A 13,692-nucleotide genomic window follows, 5' to 3' on the forward strand; every position below is an offset into this window, starting at 1 on the left:
TTTTCACAGGGATTGGAATTGACAAAGATTCTGATCAGGAGTTACACTAATTATAAACGTTATAATGTAAGAATTTTTTTTAGAAGAGAGGTGCATGACGATGGCTGAACATAACCTGAAAGAAGCGTTGGAAGCGTTGAAGGAAACCGGGGTGCGAATTACTCCTCAACGTCATGCCATTCTGGAATTTCTCGTGAATTCTATGTCTCATCCAACTGCAGATGATATATATAAAGCTCTGGAAGGGAAATTTCCAAACATGAGCGTAGCAACGGTCTACAACAATTTGCGGGTTTTTAAGGAATCAGGGCTCGTTAAGGAATTAACGTACGGAGATTCCTCCAGCCGGTTTGACTTCGTGACTTCCGAGCATTATCACGCAATTTGCGAACGCTGCGGGAAAATCGTCGACTTTCATTATCCCGGCCTCGACGAAGTGGAGCAGCTTGCTTCACATGTGACAGGATTTAAAGTCAGTCACCATAGACTGGAGATATACGGTTTATGTCAGGAATGCGACAAAAAAGAAAGCCATTAAAAAGAGCTGGCCGCTTTTTTAACGGTCAGCTTATTTTTGTTGCAGCATTTACTGAGACTTTCGATTATACGATTCGTTAAACTCTTTTCCTTCGAGGTTTTTGTCCAATGTCAAAGGCTCCCTGCAATGCATGCACATATCAACCCGGCCTAAAATCTTGGTCGGTTTTTCACAGTTTGGACAGACGACTTGAACCGCTTTCGTTGAAAGCATGCCGATCCAAAAATAAACCGCTGTGCTCAACAAGATAGACAATACCCCCAAGATCATAAACACCGACATCAAGAGGACCGAGGACCTAAAAAAGACCCCGACATACATAATAATGAAGCCTATAAATACAAGGCTCAACGCAAACGTTCTGATTTTGTTGATTTTACTAGAGTATTTGGCCATATCCATCCCCCTGTCTCTAATATAGCATATCAAAGATGTGTTATTCTTTAATTAAAACGAATCAATTGGAAAATTTCTATAGAGAGTTTTGGGGAAATTGATTATAATAATTCAATGTGTTTTCAAAATAAAGGAGTTTTTATTGGCTCGTAGAAATAGGTAGAAACAAGAGAGAAGCTTTTATGCAACGTATTTACATCGTATTGGAGGAATGGTGATGGAAAATCTTCTCCGTCCGATTTACCAAGAAAGAGCAAGCCGCCCTGACACACTCGCTGTCATGCTGATTGAGAGGAGAAATCAAACTTCATCTGCAACAGATAATTTTGATGCGGCATTGTTGATTATCGTTAATAAGGCTGAAGACCCTGTATTCGTGAAGCATTATGAGTTCGACGGAAAAACGGCTTCTCTTCATATTATTTCTGTTGAACAGCTTCAGGAATGGATTCTGCTTGGAACAAACAGGAGAATCATAGACTGGGTTCTCAATGGAAAGGTGCTTTTCGACCGAAACGAATTTATCGCCAAGCTGATTGATCAGCTCAATACATTTCCGTTTTCAGAAAGAAAACTAAAAATCGGACTTGAATACGGGAAATTAATCAGAAGATATATAGAAGGAAAATCGTTTTTTGAGGACGGTCAATTTTTGGATGCCTACAATTCCATCGTACACGCCCTCCACCATTTGGCCAGAATCGAAGTGATCGATAAGGGGTTTCACCCTGAAGTTACGGTATGGAACCAAGTCCGCCACATGGAACCTCAGGTTTATAAATTGTATAAGGAATTAATTGAAAGCAATGAAAGCTTGCAAAAACGGCTGGAGTTATTATTCCTCGCAAGCGATTTTCTCATTCATTCAAAAGCCGAAATAGGGGCTGCCTATATTCTCAATGTCATGGATGAAAAATCGGTTTGGCAATTTGCCGAACTTCTTAAACATCCGGATCTCAAGTATTTCACGACAGACCTGGGAGTTATACTGGAGTTCTTGGCTGAAAAGGATTTAGTCGGAGTAAAGCCGATAGAGACAAAGGGCCAAAAGATTTTTCACCGAGGATATTTTATTAAAAAAAGTGTTGACACTAATTTATAACGGTGATATATTATTAAGCGTCGCTGTTAGCGGAACGGTTTTTGAACAGAAAGCAGCAGCGACGAAAAATCAAAAAAACATTTGACACTTCTCGTTGAAAATGTTATACTAATAAAGTCGCTTCGGACAGAAGCGGAAATGATCTTTGAAAACTAAACAAGACAAAACGTACCTGTTAATTCATTAAATAAATCGTACATGCGAATGTGCGTAGTCAGGGGCCTGCACGATGCAGGTCATGCAGATGTTGTCACAGGATGTGACGAACTTAATCTGCGCTCCATTACTTCATGGAGAGTTTGATCCTGGCTCAGGACGAACGCTGGCGGCGTGCCTAATACATGCAAGTCGAGCGGACCGACGGGAGCTTGCTCCCTTAGGTCAGCGGCGGACGGGTGAGTAACACGTGGGTAACCTGCCTGTAAGACTGGGATAACTCCGGGAAACCGGGGCTAATACCGGATGCTTGATTGAACCGCATGGTTCAATCATAAAAGGTGGCTTTTAGCTACCACTTACAGATGGACCCGCGGCGCATTAGCTAGTTGGTGAGGTAACGGCTCACCAAGGCGACGATGCGTAGCCGACCTGAGAGGGTGATCGGCCACACTGGGACTGAGACACGGCCCAGACTCCTACGGGAGGCAGCAGTAGGGAATCTTCCGCAATGGACGAAAGTCTGACGGAGCAACGCCGCGTGAGTGATGAAGGTTTTCGGATCGTAAAACTCTGTTGTTAGGGAAGAACAAGTACCGTTCGAATAGGGCGGCACCTTGACGGTACCTAACCAGAAAGCCACGGCTAACTACGTGCCAGCAGCCGCGGTAATACGTAGGTGGCAAGCGTTGTCCGGAATTATTGGGCGTAAAGCGCGCGCAGGCGGTTTCTTAAGTCTGATGTGAAAGCCCCCGGCTCAACCGGGGAGGGTCATTGGAAACTGGGGAACTTGAGTGCAGAAGAGGAGAGTGGAATTCCACGTGTAGCGGTGAAATGCGTAGAGATGTGGAGGAACACCAGTGGCGAAGGCGACTCTCTGGTCTGTAACTGACGCTGAGGCGCGAAAGCGTGGGGAGCGAACAGGATTAGATACCCTGGTAGTCCACGCCGTAAACGATGAGTGCTAAGTGTTAGAGGGTTTCCGCCCTTTAGTGCTGCAGCAAACGCATTAAGCACTCCGCCTGGGGAGTACGGTCGCAAGACTGAAACTCAAAGGAATTGACGGGGGCCCGCACAAGCGGTGGAGCATGTGGTTTAATTCGAAGCAACGCGAAGAACCTTACCAGGTCTTGACATCCTCTGACAACCCTAGAGATAGGGCTTCCCCTTCGGGGGCAGAGTGACAGGTGGTGCATGGTTGTCGTCAGCTCGTGTCGTGAGATGTTGGGTTAAGTCCCGCAACGAGCGCAACCCTTGATCTTAGTTGCCAGCATTCAGTTGGGCACTCTAAGGTGACTGCCGGTGACAAACCGGAGGAAGGTGGGGATGACGTCAAATCATCATGCCCCTTATGACCTGGGCTACACACGTGCTACAATGGGCAGAACAAAGGGCAGCGAAGCCGCGAGGCTAAGCCAATCCCACAAATCTGTTCTCAGTTCGGATCGCAGTCTGCAACTCGACTGCGTGAAGCTGGAATCGCTAGTAATCGCGGATCAGCATGCCGCGGTGAATACGTTCCCGGGCCTTGTACACACCGCCCGTCACACCACGAGAGTTTGTAACACCCGAAGTCGGTGAGGTAACCTTTTGGAGCCAGCCGCCGAAGGTGGGACAGATGATTGGGGTGAAGTCGTAACAAGGTAGCCGTATCGGAAGGTGCGGCTGGATCACCTCCTTTCTAAGGATATTATACGGAATATAAGACCTTGCGGTCTTATAGACAGGTGCGTTTGGATCTTGTTTAGTTTTGAAGGATCATTCCTTCAAAGCGTGTTCTTTGAAAACTAGATAACGAAAGTAGACATTCACATTCAATTGTAATGCAAGATATCACGTAGTGATTCTTTTTAACGGTTAAGTTAGAAAGGGCGCACGGTGGATGCCTTGGCACTAGGAGCCGATGAAGGACGGGACGAACACCGATATGCTTCGGGGAGCTGTAAGCAAGCTTTGATCCGGAGATTTCCGAATGGGGAAACCCACTGCTCGTAATGGAGCAGTATCCATATCTGAATTCATAGGATATGAGAAGGCAGACCCGGGGAACTGAAACATCTAAGTACCCGGAGGAAGAGAAAGCAAATGCGATTCCCTGAGTAGCGGCGAGCGAAACGGGAACAGCCCAAACCAAGAGGCTTGCCTCTTGGGGTTGTAGGACACTCTGTACGGAGTTACAAAAGAACGAGGTAGATGAAGAGGTCTGGAAAGGCCCGCCATAGGAGGTAACAGCCCTGTAGTCAAAACTTCGTTCTCTCCTGAGTGGATCCTGAGTACGGCGGAACACGTGAAATTCCGTCGGAATCCGGGAGGACCATCTCCCAAGGCTAAATACTCCCTAGTGACCGATAGTGAACCAGTACCGTGAGGGAAAGGTGAAAAGCACCCCGGAAGGGGAGTGAAAGAGATCCTGAAACCGTGTGCCTACAAGTAGTCAGAGCCCGTTAACGGGTGATGGCGTGCCTTTTGTAGAATGAACCGGCGAGTTACGATCCCGTGCAAGGTTAAGTTTGAAAAGACGGAGCCGCAGCGAAAGCGAGTCTGAATAGGGCGCATGAGTACGTGGTCGTAGACCCGAAACCAGGTGATCTACCCATGTCCAGGGTGAAGTTCAGGTAACACTGAATGGAGGCCCGAACCCACGCACGTTGAAAAGTGCGGGGATGAGGTGTGGGTAGGGGTGAAATGCCAATCGAACCTGGAGATAGCTGGTTCTCTCCGAAATAGCTTTAGGGCTAGCCTCAAGGTAAGAGTCTTGGAGGTAGAGCACTGATTGGACTAGGGGCCCCTACCGGGTTACCGAATTCAGTCAAACTCCGAATGCCAAAGACTTATCCTTGGGAGTCAGACTGCGAGTGATAAGATCCGTAGTCGAAAGGGAAACAGCCCAGACCGCCAGCTAAGGTCCCAAAGTATACGTTAAGTGGAAAAGGATGTGGAGTTGCTTAGACAACCAGGATGTTGGCTTAGAAGCAGCCACCATTTAAAGAGTGCGTAATAGCTCACTGGTCGAGTGACTCTGCGCCGAAAATGTACCGGGGCTAAACGTATCACCGAAGCTGCGGACTGTTCTTGCGAACAGTGGTAGGAGAGCGTTCTAAGGGCTGTGAAGCGAGACCGGAAGGACTCGTGGAGCGCTTAGAAGTGAGAATGCCGGTATGAGTAGCGAAAGAGGGGTGAGAATCCCCTCCACCGAATGCCTAAGGTTTCCTGAGGAAGGCTCGTCCGCTCAGGGTTAGTCGGGACCTAAGCCGAGGCCGAAAGGCGTAGGCGATGGACAACAGGTTGATATTCCTGTACCACCTCCTCACCATTTGAGCAATGGGGGGACGCAGGAGGATAGGGCAAGCGCGGTATTGGATATCCGCGTCCAAGCAGTTAGGCTGGGAAATAGGCAAATCCGTTTCCCGTAAGGCTGAGCTGTGATGGCGAGCGAAATATAGTAGCGAAGTTCCTGATTCCACACTGCCAAGAAAAGCCTCTAGCGAGGTGAGAGGTGCCCGTACCGCAAACCGACACAGGTAGGCGAGGAGAGAATCCTAAGGTGATCGAGAGAACTCTCGTTAAGGAACTCGGCAAAATGACCCCGTAACTTCGGGAGAAGGGGTGCTCTGTTAGGGTGCAAGCCCGAGAGAGCCGCAGTGAATAGGCCCAGGCGACTGTTTAGCAAAAACACAGGTCTCTGCGAAGCCGTAAGGCGAAGTATAGGGGCTGACGCCTGCCCGGTGCTGGAAGGTTAAGAGGAGCGCTTAGCGTAAGCGAAGGTGCGAATTGAAGCCCCAGTAAACGGCGGCCGTAACTATAACGGTCCTAAGGTAGCGAAATTCCTTGTCGGGTAAGTTCCGACCCGCACGAAAGGCGCAACGATCTGGGCACTGTCTCAACGAGAGACTCGGTGAAATTATAGTACCTGTGAAGATGCAGGTTACCCGCGACAGGACGGAAAGACCCCGTGGAGCTTTACTGCAGCCTGATATTGAATGTTGGTACAGCTTGTACAGGATAGGTAGGAGCCTTGGAAACCGGAGCGCCAGCTTCGGTGGAGGCATCGGTGGGATACTACCCTGGCTGTATTGACCTTCTAACCCGCTGCCCTTATCGGGCAGGGAGACAGTGTCAGGTGGGCAGTTTGACTGGGGCGGTCGCCTCCTAAAAGGTAACGGAGGCGCCCAAAGGTTCCCTCAGAATGGTTGGAAATCATTCGCAGAGTGTAAAGGCACAAGGGAGCTTGACTGCGAGACCTACAAGTCGAGCAGGGACGAAAGTCGGGCTTAGTGATCCGGTGGTTCCGCATGGAAGGGCCATCGCTCAACGGATAAAAGCTACCCCGGGGATAACAGGCTTATCTCCCCCAAGAGTCCACATCGACGGGGAGGTTTGGCACCTCGATGTCGGCTCATCGCATCCTGGGGCTGTAGTCGGTCCCAAGGGTTGGGCTGTTCGCCCATTAAAGCGGTACGCGAGCTGGGTTCAGAACGTCGTGAGACAGTTCGGTCCCTATCCGTCGCGGGCGCAGGAAATTTGAGAGGAGCTGTCCTTAGTACGAGAGGACCGGGATGGACGCACCGCTGGTGTACCAGTTGTTCTGCCAAGGGCATCGCTGGGTAGCTATGTGCGGACGGGATAAGTGCTGAAAGCATCTAAGCATGAAGCCCCCCTCAAGATGAGATTTCCCATTCCTATAAGGAAGTAAGATCCCTGAAAGATGATCAGGTTGATAGGTCTGAGGTGGAAGTGTGGCGACACATGGAGCTGACAGATACTAATCGATCGAGGACTTAACCTAATAAAATAAGTGAACGCTGGCTAAATACGCCACATCGTGTGGCAACGCCTGCATGACCCACATCCTGTGGGCCTCGTCTGCCCGTTATCTAGTTTTGAGAGAATAATTTCTCAAAAAATGCACTTGCATTTTTTCAAATACATAGTATAATGATCTTTGTCACTAAATTGTCTGGTGATGATGGCGAAGAGGTCACACCCGTTCCCATGCCGAACACGGAAGTTAAGCTCTTCAGCGCCGATGGTAGTTGGGGGCTTCCCCCTGCGAGAGTAGGACATCGCCAGGCAGGCATTATTCCGCAGTAGCTCAGTGGTAGAGCTATCGGCTGTTAACCGATCGGTCGCAGGTTCGAATCCTGCCTGCGGAGCCATTTATTGGAGAGCTGTCCGAGTGGTCGAAGGAGCACGATTGGAAATCGTGTAGGCGGCCAACGCCGTCTCAAGGGTTCGAATCCCTTGCTCTCCGCCACTTTAAATACATCTGGCCCGTTGGTCAAGTGGTTAAGACACCGCCCTTTCACGGCGGTAACACGGGTTCGAATCCCGTACGGGTCACCATTCTTTTTTGGACAGCACGCTGAAAAGTATCAGGTTTACACCAAAGCTTTTTAAAGGAAGGCATGCTAAGATCGCAACGTCCTGCTGCAACGCATGCACTTGTAGGTCCTGTACTTCGGAGGATTAGCTCAGCTGGGAGAGCATCTGCCTTACAAGCAGAGGGTCGGCGGTTCGATCCCGTCATCCTCCACCATTTCTATGAAAATCATATTATCGCGGGGTGGAGCAGTTCGGTAGCTCGTCGGGCTCATAACCCGAAGGTCGCAGGTTCAAATCCTGCCCCCGCAACCAAATTACTCATTAATGGTCCGGTAGTTCAGTTGGTTAGAATGCCTGCCTGTCACGCAGGAGGTCGCGGGTTCGAGTCCCGTCCGGACCGCCATTTAAATAGAGGCTCGGTAGCTCAGTTGGTAGAGCAACGGACTGAAAATCCGTGTGTCGGCGGTTCGATTCCGTCCCGAGCCACCATTTGCCGGTCTAGCTCAATTGGTAGAGCAACTGACTTGTAATCAGTAGGTTGGGGGTTCAAGTCCTCTGGCCGGCACTGTTTTGGAGGGGTAGCGAAGTGGCTAAACGCGGCGGACTGTAAATCCGCTCCCTCAGGGTTCGGCGGTTCGAATCCGTCCCCCTCCACCATGTTTTTAGGGGCATAGTTTAACGGTAGAACAGAGGTCTCCAAAACCTCCGGTGTGGGTTCGATTCCTACTGCCCCTGCCAATTTTAATTCACAATTTATGGCGGTTGTGGCGAAGTGGTTAACGCACCAGATTGTGGCTCTGGCACTCGTGGGTTCGATTCCCATCAATCGCCCTTAATATTGGGCTATAGCCAAGCGGTAAGGCAACGGACTTTGACTCCGTCATGCGCTGGTTCGAATCCAGCTAGCCCAGTTTTCATCTTTCTTTATCATCCTGCATATGATAAGATGAATATTAGTTAAAATGCGGAAGTAGTTCAGTGGTAGAACACCACCTTGCCAAGGTGGGGGTCGCGGGTTCGAATCCCGTCTTCCGCTCCAATTCTTAAATGATGGCGGCATAGCCAAGTGGTAAGGCAGAGGTCTGCAAAACCTTTATCCCCGGTTCGAATCCGGGTGTCGCCTTATTTCCCGTGCCGGGGTGGTGGAATTGGCAGACACACAGGACTTAAAATCCTGCGGTAGGTGACTACCGTGCCGGTTCAAGTCCGGCCCTCGGCACCATTGATCACACACATGCCGGTGTGGCGGAATTGGCAGACGCGCACGACTCAAAATCGTGTTCCTTCGGGAGTGTCGGTTCGACCCCGACCACCGGTATCACTAAACATCGTATTGCCAAACGATGAAAGAGCGTTCCTACAAAAGGAGCGCTCTTTTTATTTATTCCTTATCTTGGAACGAAGCCGTAAGAATTTTTTCTTAAGGACTGCGAGCTCCGGAAGCTACGGGAACATACCGTGAGATTTATCGAAATGAGCTTAATACGGTGCAGAAACTTTTACAAAAGCAAAAATATATCTGATGATTTATTATCTATTTATAGGGCGAAAAGTAAATTATTGATACAAACTTCTTTGCAAAGATTGGTAACTTTCTGTAAAATGTTCTCATAGCGATAGAGGCAGTAAAGTGTGGGAGGTTTGACAATGAAAGCAGCAGCCTCTGTGAACGTAGCCAATCTCATCAATCAGTGGTATGTTCACATAAAAAAGAGAGATGTTTCAAATGCCGTAGAACTTAGGGACAGAATAAAAGGCCTTTTAAACGTAATGGAAGAAGATCAGGATGTTTTGCTTTACTTTAATCTACTTGATTACAGGTTCAGAGTATTAATGGAAGACGTCGCGGGGGAGCCGCAGCTTCCGCCTATTGCTGAAGATAAGGCGAAGACAGACGGTTTGTTACGATACTATTACTTTCTCTTTAAAGGAATGTATGAAAGTGCGAGGAGCAACTACTCTAAAGCGCTTAATTGTTTTAGAGTTGCCGAGCGGCAGCTCGATAATGTCGAAGATGAAATCGAAAAGGCCGAGTTTCATTATAAGCTTGGAAATCTCTATTATTTTACGAAAACAACTCTACTTTCTTTTCATCATCTTTCAATCGCGAAGAGCATTTATAGGGCTTATGAAGAATATAAGACACAGTCGATAAACTGTACGGTGCTGCTCGCACTCAATTATATAGACGACGGACGTTTAACAAGAGCTGAAAATATGCTTAAGAGTTGCGCAGAAAGACTGATCAAGATGGGCGATAATCATCTGCTGGCGGCTGTCTACTATGATCTCGGCTTTTTAAAAATTCAAGAGGATAAACATGAAGAAGCACTCGAGTATTTCGACCTCTCATTTAAAACGGATGATATCGAAAAAAATGCGCCTATTATGTACATGCAGTGCATATACGAGTCAGCTAGGTCAACTTATAAGATAGGTGAGGTTGATAAGGCGCTTAAGTGGGTTCATCTTGGTTTTGAGTTTGCTCAGAAAACGGATAATATCAACTTTTCGCTCAAATTCTCGATTCTAAATATATGCTATAGCGCTCCCATCGAGGGTGTACCGCAAGTAAAAGAGTTTATCGAAATGCTCGAGGAGAGAGAGGCTTACGTAGACATTGAGGCGCTTGCTGAGGATGTGGCCAACGTCTACAGCTCATTAAATAATTACAAATATTCCACATAATTCTTGGAAAAAGCAATAAAATCAAGTAAACTAACAGGAAAGGAGGTTCTTTAAATGAAAAAACTTATTGTAACTGCTTTCCTTACTGCATCGCTTGGACTCGTTTTAACCAGCGCAGCAGACTTCCTCGCAGAAAGTATCCAAACAGCAGACTCAGTAACATTACTTGCCTCAAGAGGAGCGGGCTCATAAAACAAAAATACAACAGTAAGAGGGCGGCTATTACAGCCGTCTTTTTTATGATTTCAGTTTTCTTGGTAACTTGAATGCTATACTATAGTTATATCTAAAATGCGAAGTTAACGCTATGCTAGACCGTAATGGCTTATTATATCGAATATACCGCGGGCTAGGGCTTTCCGATAGAATCGGCACGACTCAAATTCGTGTTCCTTCGAGAGTGTCGGTTGACCCCGACCACCGGAATCCTTAGCTCTTTTTAAAGAATTGGATAGAAAACGTTATGATTTGAAATGGTTTTGCACATTCTTTACACATACACATCCTCAACTTCTTCAGGCTTTTCAACTTCCTCAACAGCCTATCTTCAAAAATGTTTACTGTCTCAGTTTCATCTCTTTCCCGAAGCTCTTTAATTAAGTGAGCATATGTATTTGACGTGGTTTCTATATCAGCATGTCCTAATTTCACTTACATAATAAATTGACACCTTTCTATAAAGCTGCACGCTTGTGAGTGTGCCTTAATCCATGAATTGTAGTCGGTTGAAATACTCAATTTCGCTAGTACGCCATTCTATATTCGGGATTCAAACGGTGAAATTGGTATCGCGCGCCGGCAATGTACAAGTGAATATAAAATACAGCCTGTAAACAGGGAAATTCGCTTGTTGCTTGGCTACAAGCTAAGGCAGCTCATAAAAGAAGTAGTACATCTTTGTAAAGGGATCAGCACTGACGAGACTCAAAGAGTTAAGCCGAGTCGGGAATGCTGGCAGATAGCTGAGCATCCACTGGTTGATGTGGCTTTCATAGATCGATCGCGCTACATCACTTATGTTGAACGCGAGGGGTTTATAACACATGCAAAATCTAATTGTATCGGCTGTCCTTTCCATGTTTTCAATACATGGCAAAATATGAATATAAAAGATCCAGTTTCATGGAATGACGCGGTGGAAATAGATTGACTCATCAGGCGGCTCCCGCACTTTAAAAATAATGCTTTTCTTCATAAGTCCGGGAAGACGGTGGAGGAAGTTGATTTCAACGAGAATTAGCTCAACATTGATCACTTTTTGAATGAATTTGAGGGGATGTTGGTGTTGATCGAATACAGCTGACGTGAGTAAAAAGGCCTGCTGTTCCAACTATGGGTGCAGCAAGGGGCATTGAGGAGGATATCATATCTTGATAAAATTAGTAGGATAAAGAAAAAGAAGGTGTTAATAAGTGAATCTTTTGGAAATCTTTAATGAATTATTGAGTTCTTTTGGAGTTCCGACCGTTGTTATTTTTTTATTTTATTTATAATAACAGCTTTTAGAGTATTCCAGCCGATACTTTGTTTTCTTCAGTTGTTTTTGAACAAAAGCTTTTTTCAAAGGAAAGAATGTTCATTGTCAGAGCATGTATGTATGTGGTTTATACGTTTGCTTGGATGGTCATTTTTGTATCTTTAGGTGAGACATTAAAAAAAAGTTTAATTTGGATTATAACGAAAATTTGTCTGTACGGCTGAAATATTAATTGCAGTAAACGTCTTTGTTCTTTTAACTTTGAATCTAGTAAAAAAACCAGAGCATACTTTATTTAAAATAAAGTCTAATAGATACTTCAAATTTTTCATGACTTGTTCATATTTGATTTTTTTATTCATTTTTTATACTGAGATATATTTGTTGCTTTCTTTTTCTCAGTTTAATGATGTTAAATCTTTAACTGTTGGGATAGTAATGTATTTTATTGCTTGTGCTCAGTGCCTATCTTTTCAACAATTGTATTAAATACGGTTGACTAGTCAACTAAGAAAAATGTATTCATAGAGGATGAAAATAATCAAGTTTGGTATATATTGCATCCAATCAATAAGGAAGTCATTTTATTGGGAAACGAATCTGAGCCTACGCTGTGTAATGAAATTAGAGGAACTATATAAAGTACCCATTAAGATTGAGAAAATTAATAATTAAGTCCAAGATGGAATGCCTGCGGACACTGAACTTACAGCTTTTACGCTGTTTGTTTGGTGTCCGTTTTTTATTTGTCATGCATGTGGTTTTAGTGAAAGGAGAAGAAGACATGAAACCCAATAAAAGAAAACCACCTTGAAAAAACGCAGGAGCACTCTGAGCGCTTTTGGCGAGAGATTACGGACAAAAACAAGCAAATTCTTAAAAGAGGCAAAGGCGGCGCTTAATTACAGAGTGGTTCTTCTGCAAGTACCAGATGATCTTCTGCCGAAAGTCACGGCGGGCTTTAACCATTTCCTCGCGCTGCAAGCTCGTGATTCCTAAAAAGGATGACGACAAGCCGAAATCAAAAGAGGAAGAGCGGTTCGGGGGCCGGATGTAATGCAAGAGGTCACCTCTGAAATTCTGATTGAGCGTTATGGGCTTAGCGAAAAAATACTTTCCGGTGAGATAAAGGCTTGTCAAAAGCATAAATGGGCTGTGCAGCGATTTTTTAAAGATGTCGAGGTGTTAGCGGACCCGGATTGCCCCTATTATTTTGATGCTGAAGCGGTGCTGGATTTTTACGAATGGGCGCGGCAGGTTCAGACATGTTGAGGGGATGCATCGGGTATTTATTGCCGGATGCTCACGGGAGCAGACAGACGAATTTTACCAGGCAATTTTTGAACAGGTATTGCGAAATATCTCGGCCTTTGTGGTGGATCAAGCAACCGGCAACATCGGCCCCGAAAAAGAAAGCACGAAAAAGCAGGAGCAAAAAAGTACCCATTCCGCCCGGAATTTACAAAAGCCTAATTATGAAGGGAACGGCCGTCCGACAGATTCAGGAGGCTTTAGCTGCCCTCTATTTCTATCCGGACAAAGGCGCTAAAAATAACGGCATTGATGTCTATTACGGAACGAAGACAAAGGCGCAGCTCGAGTCGCTATTGGTTTAATACAAAAAGGCCCTCTTTCAAGAGGGCCTAGATTTTATAAATTCCAACGTGTCAATTGTTATTCATCACTGTCTAATTCCCATATTGTGTTACCGTCTACTAAGATCTTATTCGGTGTATCTTCATAAAGAGAAATTTCAACTAGGGAGTTTTTCTCTTCCAATAGCCAATTATATAGACTATCTTCTTCATTATTAACGGGAGGAGATAAAACCTTATTTACTTGAAAAGCCGTTGCGTAATATTCTTTATAATTGATATCATCATCCTCCAGACCGTTGTCTGTTTCGAAAAATGTATCAGTTTTACCAATTACTCTTAATCCATTTTCCCATTCTAATATAAGTTCTCTATCTTTGTATTTTAATAATGTTTTGAATAAAGAATCAGGTTCCAT

Annotated in this window: 7 protein-coding genes, 16 tRNA genes, 3 rRNA genes and 1 pseudogene; 25 read left to right on the top strand and 2 right to left on the bottom strand. The window is 45.7% G+C overall.

Annotation, left to right across the window (positions count from 1 at the left end; genetic code table 11):
- Positions 1 to 100: 100 nt before the first annotated feature.
- Positions 101 to 538, top strand: coding sequence for a peroxide-responsive transcriptional repressor PerR (gene perR / locus MKY62_RS04490; protein WP_003179961.1), 438 nt, complete (start codon positions 101 to 103; stop codon positions 536 to 538).
- A gap of 48 nt (positions 539 to 586) precedes the next feature.
- Here perR and MKY62_RS04495 read toward each other — a convergent pair whose 3' ends face one another.
- A complete protein-coding gene (locus tag MKY62_RS04495; RefSeq protein WP_003179962.1) occupies positions 587 to 934 on the bottom strand; it encodes a YgzB family protein in 348 nt (115 codons plus the stop codon).
- 217 nt (positions 935 to 1,151) lie between these two features.
- On the opposite strand from MKY62_RS04495, the gene MKY62_RS04500 reads away from it, so the two are divergent.
- The 24 genes and pseudogenes from MKY62_RS04500 to MKY62_RS04615 form a co-directional block, all read left to right on the top strand.
- Positions 1,152 to 2,036, top strand: a complete 885-nt coding sequence (locus tag MKY62_RS04500) for a nucleotidyltransferase-like protein (RefSeq protein ID WP_016886292.1) — start codon at positions 1,152 to 1,154, stop codon at positions 2,034 to 2,036.
- Between the two features lie 287 nt (positions 2,037 to 2,323).
- A 16S ribosomal RNA gene (locus MKY62_RS04505) occupies positions 2,324 to 3,873 on the top strand.
- A 174-nt stretch (positions 3,874 to 4,047) separates the two neighbouring features.
- Positions 4,048 to 6,978: ribosomal RNA gene (locus tag MKY62_RS04510) — 23S ribosomal RNA — on the top strand.
- 170 nt (positions 6,979 to 7,148) lie between these two features.
- A 5S ribosomal RNA gene (rrf, locus tag MKY62_RS04515) occupies positions 7,149 to 7,264 on the top strand.
- The 16S, 23S and 5S rRNA genes sit together here with 16 tRNA genes alongside, the layout of an rRNA operon.
- Positions 7,265 to 7,273: 9 nt before the next feature.
- Positions 7,274 to 7,348: transfer RNA gene (locus MKY62_RS04520), tRNA-Asn, on the top strand.
- Between the two features lie 6 nt (positions 7,349 to 7,354).
- Positions 7,355 to 7,446: transfer RNA gene (locus MKY62_RS04525), tRNA-Ser, on the top strand.
- A gap of 14 nt (positions 7,447 to 7,460) precedes the next feature.
- Positions 7,461 to 7,535, top strand: a tRNA-Glu gene (locus MKY62_RS04530).
- A gap of 117 nt (positions 7,536 to 7,652) precedes the next feature.
- Positions 7,653 to 7,728 (top strand) — tRNA-Val (locus MKY62_RS04535).
- 21 nt (positions 7,729 to 7,749) lie between these two features.
- Positions 7,750 to 7,826: transfer RNA gene (locus MKY62_RS04540), tRNA-Met, on the top strand.
- A gap of 14 nt (positions 7,827 to 7,840) precedes the next feature.
- Positions 7,841 to 7,917: transfer RNA gene (locus MKY62_RS04545), tRNA-Asp, on the top strand.
- 10 nt (positions 7,918 to 7,927) lie between these two features.
- Positions 7,928 to 8,003, top strand: a tRNA-Phe gene (locus MKY62_RS04550).
- A gap of 3 nt (positions 8,004 to 8,006) precedes the next feature.
- Positions 8,007 to 8,079 (top strand) — tRNA-Thr (locus tag MKY62_RS04555).
- 7 nt (positions 8,080 to 8,086) lie between these two features.
- Positions 8,087 to 8,171, top strand: a tRNA-Tyr gene (locus MKY62_RS04560).
- Positions 8,172 to 8,178: 7 nt separating this feature from the next.
- A tRNA-Trp gene (locus MKY62_RS04565) sits at positions 8,179 to 8,252 on the top strand.
- 20 nt (positions 8,253 to 8,272) lie between these two features.
- A tRNA-His gene (locus tag MKY62_RS04570) sits at positions 8,273 to 8,345 on the top strand.
- Positions 8,346 to 8,353: 8 nt separating this feature from the next.
- Positions 8,354 to 8,425: transfer RNA gene (locus tag MKY62_RS04575), tRNA-Gln, on the top strand.
- A 53-nt stretch (positions 8,426 to 8,478) separates the two neighbouring features.
- Positions 8,479 to 8,553, top strand: a tRNA-Gly gene (locus MKY62_RS04580).
- A 13-nt stretch (positions 8,554 to 8,566) separates the two neighbouring features.
- Positions 8,567 to 8,637 (top strand) — tRNA-Cys (locus MKY62_RS04585).
- A gap of 10 nt (positions 8,638 to 8,647) precedes the next feature.
- Positions 8,648 to 8,736, top strand: a tRNA-Leu gene (locus MKY62_RS04590).
- A gap of 14 nt (positions 8,737 to 8,750) precedes the next feature.
- A tRNA-Leu gene (locus tag MKY62_RS04595) sits at positions 8,751 to 8,832 on the top strand.
- A gap of 329 nt (positions 8,833 to 9,161) precedes the next feature.
- Positions 9,162 to 10,202 carry a Rap family tetratricopeptide repeat protein gene (locus MKY62_RS04600; RefSeq protein ID WP_009329010.1) on the top strand — a complete coding sequence of 347 codons (1,041 nt, stop codon included), beginning with the start codon at positions 9,162 to 9,164 and terminating at the stop codon, positions 10,200 to 10,202.
- Between the two features lie 54 nt (positions 10,203 to 10,256).
- On the top strand, positions 10,257 to 10,394 hold the full coding sequence (locus tag MKY62_RS04605; protein ID WP_011201590.1) for a hypothetical protein: 138 nt from the start codon (positions 10,257 to 10,259) through the stop codon (positions 10,392 to 10,394).
- A gap of 2,341 nt (positions 10,395 to 12,735) precedes the next feature.
- A complete protein-coding gene (locus MKY62_RS04610) occupies positions 12,736 to 12,951 on the top strand; it encodes a hypothetical protein (RefSeq protein ID WP_003179974.1) in 216 nt (71 codons plus the stop codon).
- Positions 12,952 to 13,115: 164 nt separating this feature from the next.
- A pseudogene (locus MKY62_RS04615) lies at positions 13,116 to 13,250 on the top strand (N-acetylmuramoyl-L-alanine amidase); the annotation flags it as partial.
- A 103-nt stretch (positions 13,251 to 13,353) separates the two neighbouring features.
- Here MKY62_RS04615 and MKY62_RS04620 read toward each other — a convergent pair.
- On the bottom strand, positions 13,354 to 13,692 hold the full coding sequence (locus tag MKY62_RS04620; protein WP_009329009.1) for a hypothetical protein: 339 nt from the start codon (positions 13,690 to 13,692) through the stop codon (positions 13,354 to 13,356).

This window comes from Bacillus sp. FSL R7-0646, from assembly GCF_037969865.1.
In the GTDB taxonomy this organism is placed as follows: Bacteria; Bacillota; Bacilli; order Bacillales; family Bacillaceae; genus Bacillus; species Bacillus licheniformis.

Coding starts and splice junctions, on each gene's coding strand:
- perR (WP_003179961.1), top strand. CDS start 101: ATGGCTGAACATAACCTGAAAGAAGCGTTGGAAGCGTTGAAGGAAACC.
- MKY62_RS04495 (WP_003179962.1), bottom strand. CDS start 934: ATGGCCAAATACTCTAGTAAAATCAACAAAATCAGAACGTTTGCGTTG.
- MKY62_RS04500 (WP_016886292.1), top strand. CDS start 1,152: ATGGAAAATCTTCTCCGTCCGATTTACCAAGAAAGAGCAAGCCGCCCT.
- MKY62_RS04600 (WP_009329010.1), top strand. CDS start 9,162: ATGAAAGCAGCAGCCTCTGTGAACGTAGCCAATCTCATCAATCAGTGG.
- MKY62_RS04605 (WP_011201590.1), top strand. CDS start 10,257: ATGAAAAAACTTATTGTAACTGCTTTCCTTACTGCATCGCTTGGACTC.
- MKY62_RS04610 (WP_003179974.1), top strand. CDS start 12,736: ATGCAAGAGGTCACCTCTGAAATTCTGATTGAGCGTTATGGGCTTAGC.
- MKY62_RS04620 (WP_009329009.1), bottom strand. CDS start 13,692: ATGGAACCTGATTCTTTATTCAAAACATTATTAAAATACAAAGATAGA.